The sequence below is a fragment of the Pseudomonas sp. Pf153 genome (assembly GCF_001269775.1).
Classification (GTDB): Bacteria; Pseudomonadota; Gammaproteobacteria; order Pseudomonadales; family Pseudomonadaceae; genus Aquipseudomonas; species Aquipseudomonas uvaldensis.
Map to the genome: position 1 here is coordinate 148,037 of NZ_LHVL01000009.1, position 17,585 is coordinate 165,621.

Genomic DNA, 17,585 nt, shown 5'->3' on the forward strand with positions numbered 1-17,585 from the left:
GGAGTCTTGCTCACATGCGTTTAAAACTAATCGCCGTCGGCGCCCTGGCCTTGCTGGCCGGCTGCGCCACCCCGCCGCCACCGGAACCGGGCAGCGCTGCCAGCAAGGTCGTGGCCATGGGCAAAACCAAGAACATCGTGGTGGGCGCCATGCGCGTGGCGCGGGAAAACGGCTACATGACCGTCAACGTGCAGCTGAGTAATACCAGCTACAACAACAAGACGATGTACTACCGCTTCGCCTGGCTGGGACCTGAAGGTTTCCCTATCGCCGAGGAAGAAACCTGGAAAAGCCTGACGCTCTATGGCGAACAGACCAGCTTCCTGCCGGCCATCGCTCCGACACCCAAGGCCGTGGATTTCCGGTTGGAAATCAACACGCCTTGAGGGCAAGCCTGACTGGCACCGCGCACCGTTCCCTTTTTCAGTTTTGAGAGGCCCCACATGTTTCTACGCATTTCATCCCTCGCCCTCGCTGCCCTGCTGGTCAGCGGCTGCGCCAACAACTCCCCGGTATTGGGCAACAAGAACATCACCTACGGCGACACCAAGGCCGTGGAAACCGTGACCAACGAGTTCGGTTCCACCGACCTGCAGATGATCGCCGAATCCATGACCCGCTCCCTGGCCCAGTCCGGCATCCTGCAGGGCCGTCCCGTGGTCCAGGTTTATGATGTGAAGAACAAGACCAGCGAGTACATCGATACCCGCGAGATCACCACCAGCATCAAGACCCAGTTGATGAAGACCGGCGCGGCGCGCTTTGCCAGCGACAACAATGCCATGGACAGCCAGGTCGACCAGCTCAAGCTGCAGAACCAGAGCGGCCTGTACAAGAAGAGTACCGTGGCCAAGACCGGCAACATGATCGCCGCCAAGTACCGTCTCGAAGGCTCCATCAGTTCGATCGTCAAGCGCAGCAGCGACTACAAGGACGTCTTCTACAAATTCAGCCTGCAACTGATCGACGTCGAGAGCGGTCTGGCCGAGTGGATGGACGAGAAAGAAATCCGCAAGACCACGGAGCGCTAAGCCATGCGCACATGGATAGGCATCATGGCCCTGGCCTGTGCGTTCGGCGCGCAGGCGGCCCCGAAAGTCGCCGTCACCGACCTGGCGTATCAGGAGCGGGTGGAAGAATACATCCATACGGTTTCGGCCCAGAGCAACTTCCAGGCGGGCGCCTACAGCGCCAGTGCATCGTCGAGCTACGACGAGATGGAAGCCACCAGCAGCTATATCGAGCAGGGTGAACTGCGCAAGTTCACCGGTGACATCAAGGGTGAGATCCTGCGCAGCGGGATGTTCCAGCTGGTGCAAGGCACGCCCTACACCGCGTCGTCCAAGGGCGATGTCTATGACGTGATCAAGCGCATCAAGGCCGGCCACTTCAAGGGCGCCGACTACGTGCTCTTCGGCACCGTGTCGGACATCGACTTCACCCGCGACGTCAACGAACTGGCCAACACCGACAGCTACTCGGCGGTACTCGCCCTGACCCTGGTGGCCGACTTCAGCCTGATCAACACCAGGACCTTCGAGATCACCTCGGCGTTCACCGCCATGGGGGAAGGCCAGGACACCAAGCTGTTGAACCACCGGGACGTGCGCATCAGCCTGAATCGCCCACGGGTCGTGCGCGAGGTGTCCAAGGCGCTGGGCGAAGATGTGGCGCGGCAGATGAGCGAACAGCTCGGTGGCCCGAGCTACCAGCAACCCGGCGAGCCGGTGCAGCGCAATAACCTGCCCAGGGATAGCGCGCCGGTGATCCTGCGCTGAAGGTTCAGCGATCCCTTGTGGCGAGGGTATGTATCCCCTCGCCACACGTTTCGTTCGGCTTTACACCGCCGCCTTGCGGATCGTCGCCAGCAAACCCGCCGCTCCGATGAACAGCCCTGCAAAGGTCCGGTTCATCCGCCGTTGCTGCTTGGGCGTACGCAACAGGCGCAGAACCTTCGATGCCAGCCCGGTGTAGCCGGCCATGACGACAAGGTCGACGCAGATCATGGTCACGCCCAGGATCAGGTACTGCTTGACCAGGGGCGCATGAGGGTCGATGAACTGCGGCAGTACCGCCAGCATGAACACCAGGGCCTTGGGGTTGCTGATGTTGACCAGGAAACCGCGGAACACCAGCGCCATGGGTTTGCCGATAGGCCGTACGGCCGCATCGTCACTGATATCGCCAGGAATCGCGCGCCACTGCTTGACGCCCAGGTAAACCAGGTAGGCGACGCCAAACCATTTGATGGCATAGAACGCCGTGGCCGACGCGGTGAGGATCGCGCCAACACCCGCGGCGACGATCACGATCTGCAGCGCCAGGCCCAGTTGCAGGCCCAGGGCATTCCAGTAACCGCGCCAGAAACCGTACTGTAGACCGCTGGACATCGATGCAATGGCACCGGCGCCCGGCGACAGACTGATCACCCAGCAAGCGGCGAAAAACGCCAGCCATGTTTCCAGCAGCATTGCACACCTCGGCCAAGATTCGTCAAAACGACTAAGCTAATGCGCCGGCGGGCAGTTGACCACCGCTTTTTATCACTCGGGGGGGGCTACTCGAGGAACCCGCCGACCGGAAACGCCTCGCTGCCACGCCAGCGACGGACCGAACGCTGGAAAAACAGGCTGTTGGGCACCTGGATCATGGAACTGCCGGTGCCGAGTTCCTCGGGCTCGATCAAGGTGGTGTACAGCAAGTTGATCGCCACCACCCGGCCCTTGATACCGGGTTTGTCGGTGGCCTCCACCAGCTCGACCACATCCCCCAGGCGAAACGGACCGACGGTGTAGATCAAGACAGCGCACAGCAGATTGGACAGCACGCTCCAGATGGCGAAGAACGCCACCGCCGCCACGGCGACAAACCCCGACAACGCCGTCCACAACACCGTGGCGGAGACGCCCAGGCGTTCGAGCACCACGAGCATCGCACTGCCCATGATCAACCAGCGCAGCACGCCGCGCAGGATGATCACCAGTTGCGGCGGAATGGGATAACGCTCGCCAAGGCCCGTGAGGGCACGCGCCACGAAACGCTGTGCGACGTAACCGGCCAGCAGGATCAACAGCACTTGTACGCCGAGCCAGATCGGCTCGATCCACATCACGGGTATGGGCATGGTCAACGCTTCCATCAGGAAAGCGCCTCCAGCTCCGCCTGCAGGGTTTCCAGCAACTCCAGGGCTTGCATCCACGCCTCCTCAAGCTCCGCTTCACGAATCTTCAACCGGGCCTGTTCGGCCAACAGATCGCGCAACTCATCCTTGCGCGCCGCTTCGTAGAGACCACTGTCGCCCAGGCTGGTTTCGATCTTCTGCAGTTTTTCGTGCACCTTGCCCAGCTCGGCCTCGAGCTTATCGGCCTCGCGCTTATGGGGCGCCAACTGTTGACGCAGCGCCGCCGCGGCCTGGCGCTGGGCTTTCTTGTCAGTCTTGTCCGGGTTCACCGGCGTGGTGCTGACCGGCGCGTTGCGCTGGCGGTATTCCACCAGCCAGCGCGCATAGTCTTCCAGGTCACCGTCGAATTCCTCGACCTTGCCATCGGCCACCAGGAAGAAATTATCCGTGGTGCTCTTGAGCAAATGCCGGTCGTGGGACACCACCAATACCGCACCGCTGAATTCCTGCAACGCCATGGTCAAGGCCAGGCGCATTTCCAGGTCCAGGTGGTTGGTCGGTTCGTCGAGCAACAACAGGTTCGGTCGTCCCCAAGCGATCAGCGCCAATGCCAGGCGGGCTTTTTCACCCCCGGAAAAATTCAGTACCGGCTCGTCGATGCGGCCACCCCGGAAGTCGAACCCACCGAGGAAATCACGCAAGGTCTGCTCGCGCTCGGTCGGTGCCAGGCGCTGCAAATGCAGCAAGGGGCTGGCCTTGGCATCGAGGGAGTCCAGCTGATGCTGGGCGAAGTAGCCAACGACGGTGTTCTCGCCACGGGTCAGGCGTCCGGCCAGGGGCTGAAGCTCGCCGGAGAGGTTCTTGATCAGGGTCGACTTACCGGCACCGTTGGGGCCCAGCAACCCGATCCGTGCACCCGGCGTCAGTTGCAATTTGACTTTCTCCAGCACGGTCTTGTCGCCATAGCCCAGGCGTGCGTCGGACAGGTCGATCAGCGGACTGGAAATCTTGGTGGATTCGCGGAACACGAAATCGAACGGTGAATCGACGTGGGCCGCGGAAAGCTCTTCCATGCGCTCCAACGCCTTGATCCGGCTCTGGGCCTGACGGGCCTTGGTGGCCTGGGCCTTGAAGCGGGCGATGTAACTTTCCATGTGCGCACGCTGCGCCTGCTGCTTTTCGTAGGCCTGCTGTTGCTGGGCCAGTCGCTCGGCACGGGCGCGCTCGAAAGCGGTGTAGCCGCCGCGATACAAGATCAGCTTGCGTTGGTCGACATGGGCCACATGATCCACCACGGCATCGAGGAAGTCGCGGTCGTGGGAAATCAGCAACAGCGTGCCCGGATAACTCTTTAGCCAGTCCTCGAGCCAGATGATGGCGTCGAGGTCCAGGTGGTTCGTCGGCTCGTCGAGCAACAGCAGATCCGAAGGGCACATCAAGGCCTGTGCCAGGTTCAGGCGCATCCGCCAGCCACCGGAAAAATCGCCGACCTGACGGTCCATCTGTTCGTTGGTAAAGCCCAGTCCCGCCAGCAATTTGCGCGCACGGGCGTCGGCGGTGTAGCCGTCGGCAGTGTCGAGCTCGGAATGCAGACGAGCCAGCGCGGCGCCGTCGTGGGCCGCTTCGGCGGCGGCCAGGTCCCGCTGGACCTGGCGAAGGCGCACGTCGCCATCGAGCACGTAATCCACCGCCAGCCGTTCGAGGGTATCGACCTCCTGGCGCATGTGGGCGATGCGCCAGTCGGCCGGCAGCGAGCAATCACCGGAGTCCGGGTGCAACTCGCCTCGCAACAAGGCGAACAGGCTCGATTTGCCGGCGCCGTTGGCACCGATGAGGCCAGCTTTGTGGCCGGCGTGCAGGGTCAGCTCGGCGTCTTCTAGCAGACGTTGCGGGCCACGCTGTAAAGTCAGGTTCTGAAGTCGGATCATAATGGCGGCGGAGTCTACCAGCTTCGCTCGCAACTGGCGCGAGTAGCACGATGTCCTCTGACCTGTGGAGTTTTTCCCTCGATCTCTATGCCAGGCCTGGTGTAGAGCAGGCATGCCTGACCCTGCAAAAAGCCGGTGCGAGCGTCTGCCTGCTGCTGTGTGGTTTATGGCTGGCGCAACGCGGTGTGGCTTGCAACGAACGAAGGCTGCTGCAACTTCAACAACTGGCCGACACCTGGGACATGGAAGTCATACAGCCTTTGCGGGCCCTTCGCACCCAATGGAAAGACCGTGCCCAGCAAGACACCGAACTCGATAATCTGCGCGAAGAAATCAAGAAGCTGGAGCTGGAGGCTGAACGGCAGCTATTGAAACGACTGGAAGCGGCGACCACGGATTGGCCTGGAGGACGACCGGTCGACGCCGAGCAATGGCTGCAAGGGTGGGTGGCGAGTACCGACCCATCACACGGCGACGCGCTGCATCTGTTGCGCGTCGCCGTGTCGGATCCTGCGGTTTAAAACCTTAGGAAGCGCTGGTTGGGGTGCTGGTGGCCGGCGTCGTGGCGACAGTCGGGTTCACCGCCGGAGCAGGTGTGCTGGCGGATGGAGCGGGCGATGCAGCGGGTGCCGGCGACGGTGCCGCAGGCTTGGCCGCAGCGGTCGTTGGTTTTGCGGTGGCGGGTTTCTTCACAGCCGGTTTCGCGGCTGGCTTGGCGGCAGGCTTGGCGGCGGCCGGCTTCGCAGCAGCAGGCTTGGCAGCAGGTTTAGCCGCCGTTTTTGCAGGCGCTTTTGCAGTGGTCGGCTTGGCCGTCGATTTGGCAGCAGGCTTGGCTACGGCTGGCTTGGCTACGGCAGGTTTAGCCACAGCAGGTTTGGCAGCCGCTGTTTTTGCCGCCGCTGGCTTGGCGGCAGTTTTGGCAGCAACGGGTTTCGCGGCCGCTTTGACAGCTGGCTTGGCCGTGGTGTTTTTTGCTGCAGCAGGTTTGGCAGCAGCCACTTTGGCGGCAGGCTTGGCAGCGGGTTTAGCAGCCGCAGGCTTGGCAGCCGAGGCTTTTGCAGCCGGTTTGGCGACCGCTTTCACGGCCGGTTTTTTCGCAGCCGGTTTAGCTGCGCTGGCCGCGACAGGTTTTGCCACTGCCGGTTTGGCAGCAGGCTTGCTCGCTGCTTTGGCTGGCGCTTTCGCGGCAGGTTTGGCCGGTGTTTTAACCGCAGCAGGTTTAGCGGCCGGCTTTTTGGCCGATACAGCGACAGGCTTGGCAGCACGAAGGGTCAGTGCCTTGCCGGCAGCCTCTTGCACGCGACCGACACCCTGGGCCAGCTTCAGGCTTTCCTGGGCATCACGCTTGAGTTGCAAGATGTAGGCACGGGTTTCGGACTGACGATCCTTCAAGGCATCGAGCAGGTTTTCGAGTTCTTTGACGGCGTCCTTGGCCTTGGCCTGCGCCTTGGCCTTGCCGGCGGTGGCTGCTTCTTGCAGTTTGGTGCGGGACTTGTGCAGTTTTTCCTGCGCTTTGCCGCGTTGTTTTTCCAGTTTGGCGAGCAGTTTTTCAGCATCAGCCAGGGCTTGGGAGCAGGCATTTTCCAAATGCTCGAGCAGGCTGCCCGAGAGTTGTTGGAGCAAGTGCAACGGAGTATTTACAGGCTTCTTGGGGGCCGACATGGTTTACCTCCTGACTGACGTGAGTGCGGCTCATACTAGACCTCTGCTGCAACCGCCGCTAGGGCATGTTGACAGTACACAGGACGTTGCGTTGCAAGGGACGAAAAATCTTCTGAGCCACTGCCGGTACGATCCACTTGCACCGACATTCGCACTGGCATAATCCCTCGATTCGAGGCCGGAGAAAGTACACATGTTGCGTCACCTGTTTTTATGCTTGTGCATGGTCTGCACCACGACCCAGGCCGCCGATAAAACCAGCGCAAGCGATGCTCACGACCTGGCCTACAGCCTGGGCGCGAGCCTGGGTGAGCGTCTTCGCCAGGACGTACCCGATTTGCAGATCCAGGCGTTGGTGGAAGGTTTGCAGCATGCCTATCAGGGCAAGCCATTGGCCCTCAAGGATGAACGCATCGAACAGATCCTCGCCGAACACCAGGCACAACTGAGTGCTCAGTCGACGACACCGCAGGTCGAGGTCGCGCTGAAGACGGAACAGAAGTTTCTCAACGAAGAGAAGAACCGACCAGGCGTACAGCAATTGGCCGACGGCATCCTGCTGACCGAACTCAAGCCAGGCAACGGAGCAAAAGCCGGCCCTCACGGCAAGGTCCAGGTGTTGTACACGGGGCGGCTGCCCGACGGCACGGTATTCGATTCCAACCGCCAGGCTCAGTGGTTCAACCTCGACAGCGTGATCGATGGCTGGCGCAGTGCATTACCGCAAATGCCGGTAGGCGCGAAATGGCGATTGGTGATTCCTTCGACCCTGGCCTATGGCGCCGAAGGTGCCGGGGATGTGATCCCGCCATTCACGCCACTGGTGTTTGAAATCGAGTTGCTGGGTGCGACGATCTGACGTTGGCGAAAACGTAAAACGGTGCGCAATGCGCACCGTTTTTTTATCGCCGCAGGGCTTTCAAGCCTGGACCGCGGCCTCTTCCTTATGGGCGTTGTGCAGCACTTCGATCAGGCAGTCTTCCAGCTCGAAACGTTCATGCAGCAGGCCACCCAATTCCTTGAATTTTTCCGCTACGCACTTGCCTTCATCGCACAGGTCATTGAAGGCCAGCAGCTTTTCGGTAATGACGTCGATGCGCGGATAGATCTGATCGGCGAGCTCCAGGCCACGTTTGTCGTTGAAGGCCTTGGCTTCGCTCGTCAGTTGTTCGTAGATCTCGAAATGGCCAGCGGAGACGTAGTCAACCAGCACACCGCAAAACTCTTGCAGCGGCTTGCGGCTTTCTCCCAGCGCCTCGGGCTTGTCGCCGAGCGCATCATAGGCCCGAACCAGTTCGTGACGCTCCTGCAACCAGCGGTCGATCAGCAGATGCACCCCACCCCAGCGTTCCTGAGCATTCTGACAACTTTCGAGCATGGCGATTTCTTCCCTTGTGAGTCATGCCCCTCGCAGCCTGCGTACACCTGACTCATGGCAAGCCGGACACAACATGATCGAACGGCACGATTCCAATGATACGTGCGGGCCAGATTATGCCCGCACGACAGCTGCTTCAAGGTACGCAGGAGATAAAGTTCATACAAGTGTTTAATCCCCGATCCGGGCCCATTGCGACGTCTTGCCGCCGAGCGGTCGGATCAGTGCATTCCAGACAAGGCGAAGTAGCAAGTAGGTCATGACGATGGACACGGCGAGAAAAAACAGCAGGCTCCATTCGGGAACGCTCAAGTCGAACAGTGTCCAGGTGATGCTTGCACAGTCGACCGCACCGTCGATGACGCGATGCACGGCGCTCCACCATGAATTCGATCCCTCCGTGCGGCTGAAGCAATCAGGCAGTAGCTCAGCCGAATGACTTTGCACCAGCACCTGGTGCCACGCCAATGTCATCGCCCCGGACACGAGAACCAGCCCCATGGCCCCGTAGATAATGCTGCCCGTTTGACCCGGACCGTGCACACAGGCCGTCAGGCAGTTTCCCAGGAACAACATCAGGCACAACCGCTGCAGGACACACAGGCTGCAAGGCGCCAGGCCGACCGCATATTCCAGATAGCTGGCGATGCCCAGGGCCAGGGCCGCAGCGATGGAAGCCATGAAAAACAAGAAGCGTGAGCAGGCCAAAGACATGGCGGTTCCGTAACAAAAAAGACAGGTAGTTACGGTAGAGGAAAGCCCTCGGGCCTTTCAAGGCAGGCCCGCGCAGACACTTCACCAAGGGTGTAGGGAATTCCCGACAGACGCGAGAGGATTCAGCGCAATCCTCTGTAGGACTTTGCTTAGAACACCCTTCGAGCCTTGAACCGGACCATTATTGGCAGCCAACCCCATGGTAACGCCCCACATTTGATTGCCGGCACTGTCCGCCCCGTCCTATCAGCCGGGCAAGGCCTGGGACGACGGCAATGGCGCAGCGAGCAGCCGTTCATCCAGCAAGCCCAGGCCCTCCTGGAACAACTGGTTGCTGCGCTCGGCATCCCCCAACTGCGCCAGCAGTCGCGCCAGTTCGGCACAGGCCTCCGGGTTGCGCTGGATCCGCAGGCTGCTTTCGAGATAATCCCTTGCCTTGCCCCACAAGCTGTTCTGCAGGCACAGGCGTCCCAACGTCAGCAGAAGGCTGGAATCGGCCGGATGATCCTTGAGCCAGCCCTCGGCCGCCTGCAACTGCCGGATCGGGTCCTGGCCACGGACCAGTCCATACAGACGCGCCAAGTGGCTGTCATAGTGACGCTTGAGTGCCGTGCGCAACACTTCTTCAGCCTCGCCCTGGGCACCCAACTGTCGCAGTTGCTCGGCATAGGCCGCGATCAATGCCGACTCCTGGCGCTGCGCGGCGGTCAGCTGCTGCCAGGCACGGTTGAGCGATTGCAGGCCCATGCTGCCGTCTTCTTCGCGATGCGCCGCCAGGGAAAGATTTTCGCCCCAGGCCCGACGTTCCAGCTCCGCGAGTTCGGCCGCAGGCAAGACTTTGTCCTTGCGCAGCTCCGGCAACAGGCGAACCACCGCCGACCAGTCACCGCGCTGTTGATGCAGGCGCTGCAACTGGCGCAAGGTCTGGGCGTTGTGGGGATGACGATCGTGCATCGCTTGCAACGTGACCAGGGCTCCGTCGGTGTCGCCGCGATCCATCTGCAACTGAGCGTGAGTCAGCGCAATGGCGAGTTCGGCCTGGGGCTGACGCTCCAGGGCGCGTTCGAGCAGGCTGTCGCTCTGCTCGTACAGTCCTTGTTCATTGGCCGCGCGGGCCGCGCCGAGGTAATACAGCAAGGGCTGGCGCTCGGCTTCGGCGGCACGATGCAAATGTCGCTGGGCACTGGCCCAACGCCCTTCGGCCAGGTCCAACTGACCGTGTTCGATCGCCACCTGCACACGACGACTGCGGTTACGCCGTGACCAAGGGTTGACCACGCCGCTGGACGTGGTCACCAGCCCGATCAACGCGCGCACGCACCACCACAGCAACCAGAGCACCATCACCAATGCCAGGGTGACCCACAGGCCGGCTTCGTAACGGAAGTTCTTGTAGGCCACCAGCACGTAACCCGAATGCTCGGCGATCGCGACGCCCAGCAAGGCGGCGGCAGCGATCACCACGAACAGAATCACGTAGAGGCGCTTCATGGCTTGGCCTCCTGCTCACCAGGCTTGGCCAGGGGTTTGATCGATTCTTCAACGGTGAGATTGCGACGTTCCAGGTAGGCCTGGACGCTGCTGAGGGCACCCGCCAGGTCCGGAGTGACCACGGTGACCGGTTGCCGGGACAGTTCCGCCACGCGCTCGAGCATGATCCTGCTCTGCGGGTTGTCCTGGTTGAAGTTGTTTCTGAGGACGTCACGAGCTTCGTCCAGCGCCTGGGTGTACACCGGCGCCTGACCGTTGAGGGCGGCCCATTGCGCCTGCTCCAGTGCCAGGCTCAAGGCCAGGCGCACCTGCATCAGGCTCTGCCCGGCCAAGAGCGGACGGACATTCTCGTCGGCATTGAAATCGATACGGATGTAGCGCGAAATCTGATCCCACCACTGAGCCCAGCGGCTGGCGCCGTCGCCGTCGGCGGTCAATCCCAGCAGCGACTCGCCACGATCCTTGTACTCGGGTGCCAGTTCCGAAAGCTGCAGGACCTGGTCACGCAAGGCACCCAGTTGCAGGAACAGCCCGGTCCGGTCTGGCTGTTCGGTGCTGCGCAACGCCGCAAGCGTTTTGGCCAGTTGTTCACGGGCGGCAAATGAGCCCGGGTCGTTTTGCTCGCGCAGGATCTCGTCTGCCCCTTGGACCAACGCCTGGGCGCTGCTGATGTCCTGCAAGGCGGAAAGGCGCAGGCTGGCCAGGCGCAACAGATGCTCGGCCTCAGCCAGGCGCCAGTCCTTGCGGCTGGCCCCCAGCACCGTTTCCAGTCGCTGGCTCAGATGCTGCTGGTCGCCCTGCAATTGGGCGACCAGACGCCGCCGCTCCTCCAGCTCTTCGGCCGCGGGCAACTGCGCAAGGCGTTCACTGAGACGCTGCTCGTTGAGCTTGAGATTCTGCGCCTGATCGTTCAGCGCCTGGACCTGGGCGAACTGCTGCTGATTATTGGCTTGCAGGTGACGGACCTGCCAGACGCCCCAGCCACCCACGGCGACACCGGCTGCGCCCAGCAACAAGGCGACAACGGCCAACCCGTTACCGCGACGCGGGGCCGTCGGTGCCGCAGGTTCAACCGGCGCATCGATGGCTGGTCGGTCTTTATCTTCTTTTGGCAAGGCTGTTTCGCTCACGTGTCCATCCTTTGCATTAGAAAACGGCACGGCTTGTTCCCGTAACGCCGCCAGCAAAGCCGAGGCGTTGGCGCCACGACAATCCACAACTGTTCGGGCGCCGGCGGCACGCGCCATCTCGGCAACCCTTGGGCTTGGAACGAATAACGGCAACCGCGCCAGGGCGGGCCACGCTTCGCCGGCCAAGCGATACAGATGCTCGAAGCTCTGCCCACTGCTGACCATCAGCGCGTTCAAGCGTTCCGCTTCGACTTTCTCCACCAACTCGCCGTCGCGATACCGAGGCAGGCTGCGTCGGTACAACTCCAGATAATCGACACTAGCACCTTGCTCACGCAAGCGCTCCGCCAGCAGACCACGCCCGCCTTCGCCACGCACGATCAAGACCCGCGGCCCAGGCCCGGCGAGAGCCTGACGCAGCTCAGGGAGTTCAAGCAAGGCTTCGCTGTCGTCACCCTTGTCCGGGTAAGACACGGTGAGGCCCGCATCGGCAAGGATTTGCCCGGTGGCGGCGCCCACGCTGAACCAGGGCTGCTCCGGGGGCTCTGGCCAATACTGGCGCAACCGTTCCACGCAGAGCCGGGCCGCCGGTTTGCTGACCACGATCACCGCACAATACTGGTCCAGCCGCTGGAGAATCTCCCGCTCGGAATCGGACGCAGGGAGCGGCTCGATAGTCAGCAGCGGCAAGCTGCTGGTAAATACTCCAGCATCCGCCAGCATCGCTGCCAGGGCCGACGACTCGTCCTCCGGCCGGGTCAGCAGCAGCCGCCAGCCCGTCACGCGTGGCCTGCCTCGCCGTAGACCTTCTTGAGGATGTCGTCGGCGCCCTGGCTCAACAAATCCTCGGCCACCCGCACACCCAAAGCTTCGGCATCGCCACGAGGTGCCCGCGCCTGGGAACTGAGCAACTGTCCGCCATTGGGATCCCCCACAAGGCCACGCAACCACACCTGCTCACCTTCGAGCACGGCGTAGCAGGCAATCGGCACCTGGCAGCCACCGTTGAGGTGCTTGTTGAGGGCGCGCTCGGCGAATACACGGGTGGCAGTGTCTTCATGGTGCAAGGGCGCGAGCAAGGCATGGATCTCGCTGTCGGCGCTGCGGCATTCGATACCCACCGCCCCCTGTCCGCCGGCCGGCAAACTGTCCTCGACACTGATGGCCGAAGTGATGCGGTCCTCGAAGCCCAGGCGGATCAGGCCGGCGGCGGCCAGGATGATTGCGTCGTACTCGCCGGCATCGAGCTTGGCCAACCGCGTATTGACGTTGCCGCGCAGGAAGCGGATCTGCAGGTCCGGCCGACGGGTCAGCAACTGGGCCTGGCGACGCAGGCTGGACGTGCCGATCACACTCCCGGCTGGCAGTGCGTCCAGGCTGGCATAGGTATTGGAAACGAACGCATCGCGCGGATCTTCGCGCTCACAGATACAGAACAGACCCAAGCCTTCAGGAAAATCCATGGGCACGTCTTTCATCGAGTGAACGGCGATATCCGCTTCGTTGTCCAGCAGCGCAGTTTCCAACTCCTTGACGAACAGGCCTTTGCCACCGATTTTCGACAGCGGCGAATCCAGCAACTTGTCTCCGCGACTGACCATGGGAACCAGCGTGACGATCAGGCCGGGATGGGCCGCTTCCAGGCGGGCTTTGACGTATTCGGCCTGCCACAGGGCCAAGGCGCTTTTACGGGTGGCGATGCGGATCTCGCGAGGGGACATGGATCAATCCGTACTGAAAAGATACGACGGATAATAACAGCTCAGCCAAATACGCTTTGACTTGAATCACGACCCCGGGGCCTCCCTGCCCGTCAATATCATGGAAAGGGAGCACCGGGACGCTCCGCACCGATGGTCAAAGCTGTTGCATCATCTTGCGTACGCCGGCCACATGTCGCCGGCTGACGATCAACGCATCGCCGTTCAAGCCTTTGAGAAACAGCTGGAAATGCCCCAGGGGCGTACGCTGCAGGCGCTCGATACGCTCGCGGGCCACGAGGGCGTTGCGATGGATGCGCACGAAGCGCTCGCCGAACTCATCCTCGAGGGCCTTGAGTGGTTCGTCCAGCAGCACTTCGCCGCTCTCGTGGCGCAAAGTCACATATTTATGGTCGGCAATGAAGTAGACCACCTGATTCAACGGAATCAGCTCGATACCCTTGCGGGTCCGCGCACTGATGTGACTGCGTGGGCCGCTACCGCTTTCGGCGGCCGGTCGGGTCAGCGCCGCCAGTTGACTCCGATTGGGCCGCTCGGCCTTGCGTAACGCGTCAAGCAATGCCTCGGACGCCACCGGCTTGACCAGGTAGCCCACGGCCCCGGCCTGCAATACCTCGGGTGGGAAGTCGTCCCGCGTGGTGCAGAACACCACCGCGGGTGGCGACTCTCGCTCGCACAGCTTCGCCGCGACCTGCAGGCCATCCAGGCCAGGCATGCGGATGTCGAGCAATACGATATCCGGCTTGTGGCTGTCGATAAGGGCCAGAGCCTCTTCGCCATTGGTGGCGCTCGGCTCCAGGACACTGTACCCCTCGAGTTCACCAACCATTCGGCTGAGGCGCTCGCGGGCCAGGGGTTCGTCATCAACGATCAGGACATTCATAGTGCGCTGGATTCCTGCGTGAGTCTCGCACAAGGATAGCGTAGACAGAGGCGATGACATCCGTCACCGCGATTCACGCTAAGACTCGTTCGAGGGCCAAAAAGTGCCGCGAGGCGGTTGCCTATCTTTACCAGCGCTTGCCGACCGATGCTCGGGGCCCGTTGTCGCACGGCGTCGCCGTAGGGATTATCAAGACTCGATCCGATCAATATGAGCACCTCCGCGTCTGGGTTCGTCCGATGCACCATGAGTAAAAAATCCGACGTCCTATCGTCCACTGTAGACGGTTGCCACGATGATATTGCTCAATTGGAAAATATCGTTGTGCAAACCCTGCGTCGCAAGTCCGGGCGCCATCGAAAAAACCTGCCGGACAGTGCCAGCGCCGGCGCCGGTAACCCTGTTATCATCCGTGGCAGCCTTAACCGCTACTTTTTCCACAGCCGATCACGAGCGAATTCATGAGCACTGACAAGACCAATCAGTCCTGGGGCGGCCGCTTCAGTGAACCCGTCGACGCTTTCGTCGCCCGCTTCACCGCCTCCGTCAACTTCGACCAGCGCCTGTATCGCCACGACATCATGGGTTCGATCGCCCACGCCACCATGCTGGCCAAGGTCGGCGTGCTGACCGATGCCGAGCGCGACAGCATCATCGATGGCCTGAAGACCATCCAGAGCGAGATCGAGGCCGGCCAATTCGACTGGCGCGTCGATCTCGAAGACGTGCACATGAACATCGAAGCACGCCTGACCGATCGCATCGGCGTGACCGGCAAGAAGCTGCACACCGGTCGCAGTCGCAACGACCAGGTGGCCACCGACATCCGTCTATGGCTGCGCGATGAAATCGACCTGATCCTGGCCGAGATCACCCGCCTGCAAAAAGGCCTGCTGGAACTGGCCGAGCGCGAAGCCGAAAGCATCATGCCCGGCTTCACCCACCTGCAGACAGCCCAACCGGTGACCTTCGGGCACCACATGCTGGCCTGGTTCGAGATGCTCAGCCGCGACTACGAACGCCTGGTCGATTGCCGCAAGCGCACCAACCGCATGCCCTTGGGCAGCGCTGCGCTGGCCGGCACCACTTACCCCATCGATCGTGAGTACACCGCACAGTTGCTGGGTTTCGACGCCGTGGGCGGCAACTCCCTGGATAACGTCTCGGATCGTGACTTCGCTATCGAGTTCTGCGCCGCCGCCGGTATCGCGATGATGCACCTGTCCCGGTTCTCCGAAGAGCTGGTGCTGTGGACCAGCGCGCAATTCCAGTTCATCGACCTGCCGGATCGCTTCTGCACCGGCAGTTCGATCATGCCGCAAAAGAAAAACCCCGACGTCCCGGAATTGGTCCGGGGCAAGAGCGGCCGCGTATTCGGCGCGCTGATGGGCCTGTTGACCCTGATGAAAGGCCAGCCACTGGCCTACAACAAGGACAACCAGGAAGACAAGGAACCGCTGTTCGACGCCGCCGACACCCTGCGCGACTCGCTGCGGGCCTTTGCCGACATGGTCCCTGCCATCAAGCCCAAGCATGCGGTGATGCGCGAAGCGGCCCTGCGCGGCTTCTCCACCGCCACCGACCTGGCGGACTACCTGGTTCGCCGTGGCCTGCCCTTCCGCGATTGCCATGAGATCGTCGGCCATGCCGTGAAGTACGGCGTGGACAATGGCAAGGACCTGGCCGAGATGAGCCTGGATGAACTGCGCCAGTTCAGCGATCAGATCGAGCAGGACGTATTTGCGGTACTGACCCTGGAAGGATCGGTCAATGCCCGTGACCACATCGGCGGCACGGCACCGGCACAGGTCAAGGCCGCCGTGGCGCGCGGCCAGGCGTTGCTCGCCAGCCGCTAAAAGCTGAAAAGCTTCGCGAGCAAGCCCGCTCACACATTGGATCTGCGTCGGCTCATAGAGCCTGCATTTATGAAGATCTACTGTGGGAGCGAGCTTGCTCGCGAAGGCGTCCGCTCAGACGCTACAAATTCACTTCTTGGCCGCGACCATTGCCAAAAAACCCGGCATCGCCGCTTCCTTGTCCGCAGCGATCCGCTGCACGTTCGGGTTCGCCTCCAGCCGCTCCATCAGCGCCTTGGCCGCCGGCATGTCGGCCAGCAGGTCGATATCGAACAATTTCCTGCCCACTTGTAAGGCCAGCGAGACACTGTAGAGGAAATACAGATCGGCCAGACTCAAGCTATCGCCCGCCACATAGGGCGAGAACCTGCCGTGGCGACCGAGCGTGGCAAATCCCAGCAGCAACTCGGCCCGGGTCTTTTCCTTGATGGCATCGGGCACCGCCATGCCAAAAAACGCCTCAGCGTAGCAAGCCCGTCCCGGCAGCTCGATGTACAGTTCAATTTCCCTGCAGAGGGCCAGCACCTGGGCGCGTGCGAACGGCTCATCGGGCAACAGTGGCTTGCCTGGCTGGGTTTGTTCGATGTATTCGAGGATGACACTGGTTTCGTTGATAAACCCGTGTTCGGTTTTCAACACCGGCACCTTGCCGCGAGGGCTGACGGCGAGTACTTCGGGGGTCTGGTTGCCGTAGAACGGCACCTCTTCGAAGGGCAGGCCCTTCTCCAGCAGCGCCAGCTTGACCATGTTGTAATAATTACTGACAGAGAAACCGTAAAGCTCGAGCATTACAAATGCCTCCAGGCCGTGTGGGGTTGGCAGCCTTGCGTTATAGACCGCCCGCACATTTCTCGCCAGGAGCATCACCCTGCTGAATGCAGGTAGACTGGCGGCTTTCCTATCAGGAGCCTGCCATGAGCGAGCCAAACGACATCGACAACGACGAAGAAGAATTCGTCGAATCGACGCTGATCGAAGCCATCGAAAACCAGATCGAAAGCGGCAACCCGCCGGCGGCCAAGGCGACGTTCAACAAACTGACCCTGGTGAACTACGAACGCGAAGACATTCTCAACCTGATGGCCCATGTGCTGGCCTATGAGATTGATGCCATGCTCGAGGAAGATCGCCCGTTCGATACCCAATGGTACGAAACCGCATTGCGCGCCCTGCCCGAATTACCGCCGGAAAAGCGATGAATCCGATGGGGGAGCAAGGTGTGCTCCCCCGGTAAAATAAAAAAGCATGGCTCTGACACTGGACAGTTCGCCCGAGTGCGCTCAACTTAAGGGCGCTGTCGTCCAAATTCCTAGAAAGTCTGGAGTCCTTATGTCGCTTACCCCTGAGCTGGTTGCCGAACTGGAAATCCTTGCACTCTTCAACCTGGACAGTTCCCAGGAAGGCCTGAAAATTCATCAGACCGCTGCCCCCTCTGCCATCGCTGCTGCCAAGCGCCTGCACGAAAAAGGCCTGATCACTCAGTCCGATGGCGGTTACCTGACCAGCCTGGGACGGGATGCCGCCGAGCATGTGCAAAGCCTGTTGACCATTCTCAACGTCGTATCGCAAGCCGCCTGATCGTCCTATCGCCCACGGAAATCCCCGCATCGGGATTTCCGCAGGCGCATTGCGCGCCCATGTAAGAAATCTGACGTCAAAATCATATTTCAGCTTAAGAATTCCACAGCCCGGACGCTAAAC

19 protein-coding genes and 2 pseudogenes are annotated in these 17,585 nt (G+C 61.4%); 8 read left to right on the forward strand and 13 right to left on the reverse strand.

Annotated elements, in window-relative coordinates; translation table 11 throughout:
* Nucleotides 1-14: 14 nt before the first annotated feature.
* From AD666_RS05680 to AD666_RS05690, 3 genes are read left to right on the forward strand one after another with little or no spacing between them, the layout of a single operon-like run.
* Nucleotides 15-386, forward strand: a complete 372-nt coding sequence (locus tag AD666_RS05680; protein WP_003206754.1) for a YcfL family protein — start codon at nt 15-17, stop codon at nt 384-386.
* Between the two features lie 57 nt (nt 387-443).
* Complete coding sequence (gene lpoB, locus AD666_RS05685) at nt 444-1,031, forward strand: penicillin-binding protein activator LpoB (protein WP_053148495.1); 588 nt, start codon at nt 444-446, stop codon at nt 1,029-1,031.
* A gap of 3 nt (nt 1,032-1,034) precedes the next feature.
* Entirely contained in the window at nt 1,035-1,778 is a 744-nt protein-coding gene (locus tag AD666_RS05690; RefSeq protein WP_053148498.1) for a hypothetical protein, read from the forward strand.
* A gap of 60 nt (nt 1,779-1,838) precedes the next feature.
* Here the strand turns inward: AD666_RS05690 and rhtB are convergent, their stop codons facing one another.
* The 3 genes from rhtB to AD666_RS05705 form a co-directional block, all read right to left on the reverse strand.
* On the reverse strand, nt 1,839-2,471 hold the full coding sequence (gene rhtB, locus AD666_RS05695; protein ID WP_053148505.1) for a homoserine/homoserine lactone efflux protein: 633 nt from the start codon (nt 2,469-2,471) through the stop codon (nt 1,839-1,841).
* An 86-nt stretch (nt 2,472-2,557) separates the two neighbouring features.
* Entirely contained in the window at nt 2,558-3,139 is a 582-nt protein-coding gene (locus AD666_RS05700; RefSeq protein WP_053148508.1) for a mechanosensitive ion channel family protein, read from the reverse strand.
* Nucleotides 3,139-5,049, reverse strand: coding sequence for an ATP-binding cassette domain-containing protein (locus AD666_RS05705; RefSeq protein WP_053148511.1), 1,911 nt, complete (start codon nt 5,047-5,049; stop codon nt 3,139-3,141). Before AD666_RS05705 ends, AD666_RS05700 begins: the two co-directional genes overlap by 1 nt.
* Before the next feature lie 50 nt (nt 5,050-5,099).
* On the opposite strand from AD666_RS05705, the gene AD666_RS05710 reads away from it, so the two are divergent.
* A complete protein-coding gene (locus AD666_RS05710; RefSeq protein ID WP_053148513.1) occupies nt 5,100-5,570 on the forward strand; it encodes a TIGR02444 family protein in 471 nt (156 codons plus the stop codon).
* Between the two features lie 4 nt (nt 5,571-5,574).
* On the opposite strand, the gene AD666_RS05715 is transcribed toward AD666_RS05710, so the two are convergent.
* Nucleotides 5,575-6,711 (reverse strand): AlgP family protein, encoded by a 1,137-nt coding sequence (locus AD666_RS05715; RefSeq protein WP_053148516.1) that lies wholly within the window; start codon nt 6,709-6,711, stop codon nt 5,575-5,577.
* 193 nt (nt 6,712-6,904) lie between these two features.
* Between AD666_RS05715 and AD666_RS05720 the strand changes: the two genes are divergently transcribed.
* The gene (locus AD666_RS05720; RefSeq protein WP_053148518.1) at nt 6,905-7,570 is read left to right on the forward strand and encodes an FKBP-type peptidyl-prolyl cis-trans isomerase; all 666 of its coding nucleotides are present in this window, start codon (nt 6,905-6,907) and stop codon (nt 7,568-7,570) included.
* A gap of 60 nt (nt 7,571-7,630) precedes the next feature.
* Here AD666_RS05720 and AD666_RS05725 read toward each other — a convergent pair whose 3' ends face one another.
* The 8 genes and pseudogenes from AD666_RS05725 to AD666_RS26990 form a co-directional block, all read right to left on the reverse strand.
* A complete protein-coding gene (locus tag AD666_RS05725) occupies nt 7,631-8,089 on the reverse strand; it encodes an Rsd/AlgQ family anti-sigma factor (protein WP_053148521.1) in 459 nt (152 codons plus the stop codon).
* A gap of 171 nt (nt 8,090-8,260) precedes the next feature.
* Nucleotides 8,261-8,803, reverse strand: coding sequence for a disulfide bond formation protein B (locus AD666_RS05730; RefSeq protein ID WP_053148524.1), 543 nt, complete (start codon nt 8,801-8,803; stop codon nt 8,261-8,263).
* A 246-nt stretch (nt 8,804-9,049) separates the two neighbouring features.
* Nucleotides 9,050-10,294, reverse strand: a complete 1,245-nt coding sequence (locus AD666_RS05735; protein ID WP_053148527.1) for a heme biosynthesis protein HemY — start codon at nt 10,292-10,294, stop codon at nt 9,050-9,052.
* A complete protein-coding gene (locus AD666_RS26755; RefSeq protein WP_053149674.1) occupies nt 10,291-11,424 on the reverse strand; it encodes a uroporphyrinogen-III C-methyltransferase in 1,134 nt (377 codons plus the stop codon). The genes AD666_RS05735 and AD666_RS26755 overlap by 4 nt, the downstream gene beginning before the upstream one ends.
* Before the next feature lie 36 nt (nt 11,425-11,460).
* Nucleotides 11,461-12,207 (reverse strand): annotated as a pseudogene (locus AD666_RS26760) (uroporphyrinogen-III synthase); the annotation flags it as partial.
* Nucleotides 12,204-13,145, reverse strand: coding sequence for a hydroxymethylbilane synthase (gene hemC / locus AD666_RS05745; RefSeq protein WP_053148530.1), 942 nt, complete (start codon nt 13,143-13,145; stop codon nt 12,204-12,206). The gene hemC and the pseudogene AD666_RS26760, both read right to left, overlap by 4 nt.
* A gap of 136 nt (nt 13,146-13,281) precedes the next feature.
* Entirely contained in the window at nt 13,282-14,028 is a 747-nt protein-coding gene (locus AD666_RS05750; protein ID WP_053148533.1) for a LytTR family DNA-binding domain-containing protein, read from the reverse strand.
* Nucleotides 14,025-14,171, reverse strand: a pseudogene (locus tag AD666_RS26990) (sensor histidine kinase); the annotation flags it as partial. The pseudogene AD666_RS26990 and the gene AD666_RS05750, both read right to left, overlap by 4 nt.
* 318 nt (nt 14,172-14,489) lie before the next feature.
* Between AD666_RS26990 and argH the strand changes: the two are divergent.
* Nucleotides 14,490-15,884 (forward strand): argininosuccinate lyase, encoded by a 1,395-nt coding sequence (gene argH / locus AD666_RS05760; RefSeq protein ID WP_053148539.1) that lies wholly within the window; start codon nt 14,490-14,492, stop codon nt 15,882-15,884.
* A gap of 129 nt (nt 15,885-16,013) precedes the next feature.
* Here the strand turns inward: argH and AD666_RS05765 are convergent, their stop codons facing one another.
* On the reverse strand, nt 16,014-16,673 hold the full coding sequence (locus AD666_RS05765; protein ID WP_053148542.1) for a glutathione S-transferase family protein: 660 nt from the start codon (nt 16,671-16,673) through the stop codon (nt 16,014-16,016).
* A gap of 125 nt (nt 16,674-16,798) precedes the next feature.
* Here AD666_RS05765 and AD666_RS05770 point away from each other — a divergent pair, with 125 nt between their 5' ends.
* Both AD666_RS05770 and AD666_RS05775 read left to right on the forward strand, forming a co-directional pair.
* On the forward strand, nt 16,799-17,083 hold the full coding sequence (locus AD666_RS05770) for a hypothetical protein (protein WP_053148545.1): 285 nt from the start codon (nt 16,799-16,801) through the stop codon (nt 17,081-17,083).
* A gap of 130 nt (nt 17,084-17,213) precedes the next feature.
* The gene (locus AD666_RS05775; protein ID WP_053148548.1) at nt 17,214-17,462 is read left to right on the forward strand and encodes a TIGR02647 family protein; all 249 of its coding nucleotides are present in this window, start codon (nt 17,214-17,216) and stop codon (nt 17,460-17,462) included.
* Nucleotides 17,463-17,585: the final 123 nt, after the last annotated feature.

What these genes read in the sequence shown, in the direction of transcription:
- AD666_RS05710 (WP_053148513.1), top strand. Translation starts at nt 5,100, where the DNA reads ATGTCCTCTGACCTGTGGAGTTTTTCCCTCGATCTCTATGCCAGGCCT.
- AD666_RS05715 (WP_053148516.1), bottom strand. Translation starts at nt 6,711, where the DNA reads ATGTCGGCCCCCAAGAAGCCTGTAAATACTCCGTTGCACTTGCTCCAA.
- AD666_RS05700 (WP_053148508.1), bottom strand. Translation starts at nt 3,139, where the DNA reads ATGGAAGCGTTGACCATGCCCATACCCGTGATGTGGATCGAGCCGATC.
- AD666_RS05770 (WP_053148545.1), top strand. Translation starts at nt 16,799, where the DNA reads ATGAGCGAGCCAAACGACATCGACAACGACGAAGAAGAATTCGTCGAA.
- AD666_RS05725 (WP_053148521.1), bottom strand. Translation starts at nt 8,089, where the DNA reads ATGCTCGAAAGTTGTCAGAATGCTCAGGAACGCTGGGGTGGGGTGCAT.
- AD666_RS05735 (WP_053148527.1), bottom strand. Translation starts at nt 10,294, where the DNA reads ATGAAGCGCCTCTACGTGATTCTGTTCGTGGTGATCGCTGCCGCCGCC.
- rhtB (WP_053148505.1), bottom strand. Translation starts at nt 2,471, where the DNA reads ATGCTGCTGGAAACATGGCTGGCGTTTTTCGCCGCTTGCTGGGTGATC.
- argH (WP_053148539.1), top strand. Translation starts at nt 14,490, where the DNA reads ATGAGCACTGACAAGACCAATCAGTCCTGGGGCGGCCGCTTCAGTGAA.
- AD666_RS05750 (WP_053148533.1), bottom strand. Translation starts at nt 14,028, where the DNA reads ATGAATGTCCTGATCGTTGATGACGAACCCCTGGCCCGCGAGCGCCTC.
- hemC (WP_053148530.1), bottom strand. Translation starts at nt 13,145, where the DNA reads ATGTCCCCTCGCGAGATCCGCATCGCCACCCGTAAAAGCGCCTTGGCC.
- AD666_RS05765 (WP_053148542.1), bottom strand. Translation starts at nt 16,673, where the DNA reads ATGCTCGAGCTTTACGGTTTCTCTGTCAGTAATTATTACAACATGGTC.
- AD666_RS05690 (WP_053148498.1), top strand. Translation starts at nt 1,035, where the DNA reads ATGCGCACATGGATAGGCATCATGGCCCTGGCCTGTGCGTTCGGCGCG.
- AD666_RS05680 (WP_003206754.1), top strand. Translation starts at nt 15, where the DNA reads ATGCGTTTAAAACTAATCGCCGTCGGCGCCCTGGCCTTGCTGGCCGGC.
- AD666_RS05720 (WP_053148518.1), top strand. Translation starts at nt 6,905, where the DNA reads ATGTTGCGTCACCTGTTTTTATGCTTGTGCATGGTCTGCACCACGACC.
- AD666_RS05730 (WP_053148524.1), bottom strand. Translation starts at nt 8,803, where the DNA reads ATGTCTTTGGCCTGCTCACGCTTCTTGTTTTTCATGGCTTCCATCGCT.
- AD666_RS05705 (WP_053148511.1), bottom strand. Translation starts at nt 5,049, where the DNA reads ATGATCCGACTTCAGAACCTGACTTTACAGCGTGGCCCGCAACGTCTG.
- lpoB (WP_053148495.1), top strand. Translation starts at nt 444, where the DNA reads ATGTTTCTACGCATTTCATCCCTCGCCCTCGCTGCCCTGCTGGTCAGC.
- AD666_RS05775 (WP_053148548.1), top strand. Translation starts at nt 17,214, where the DNA reads ATGTCGCTTACCCCTGAGCTGGTTGCCGAACTGGAAATCCTTGCACTC.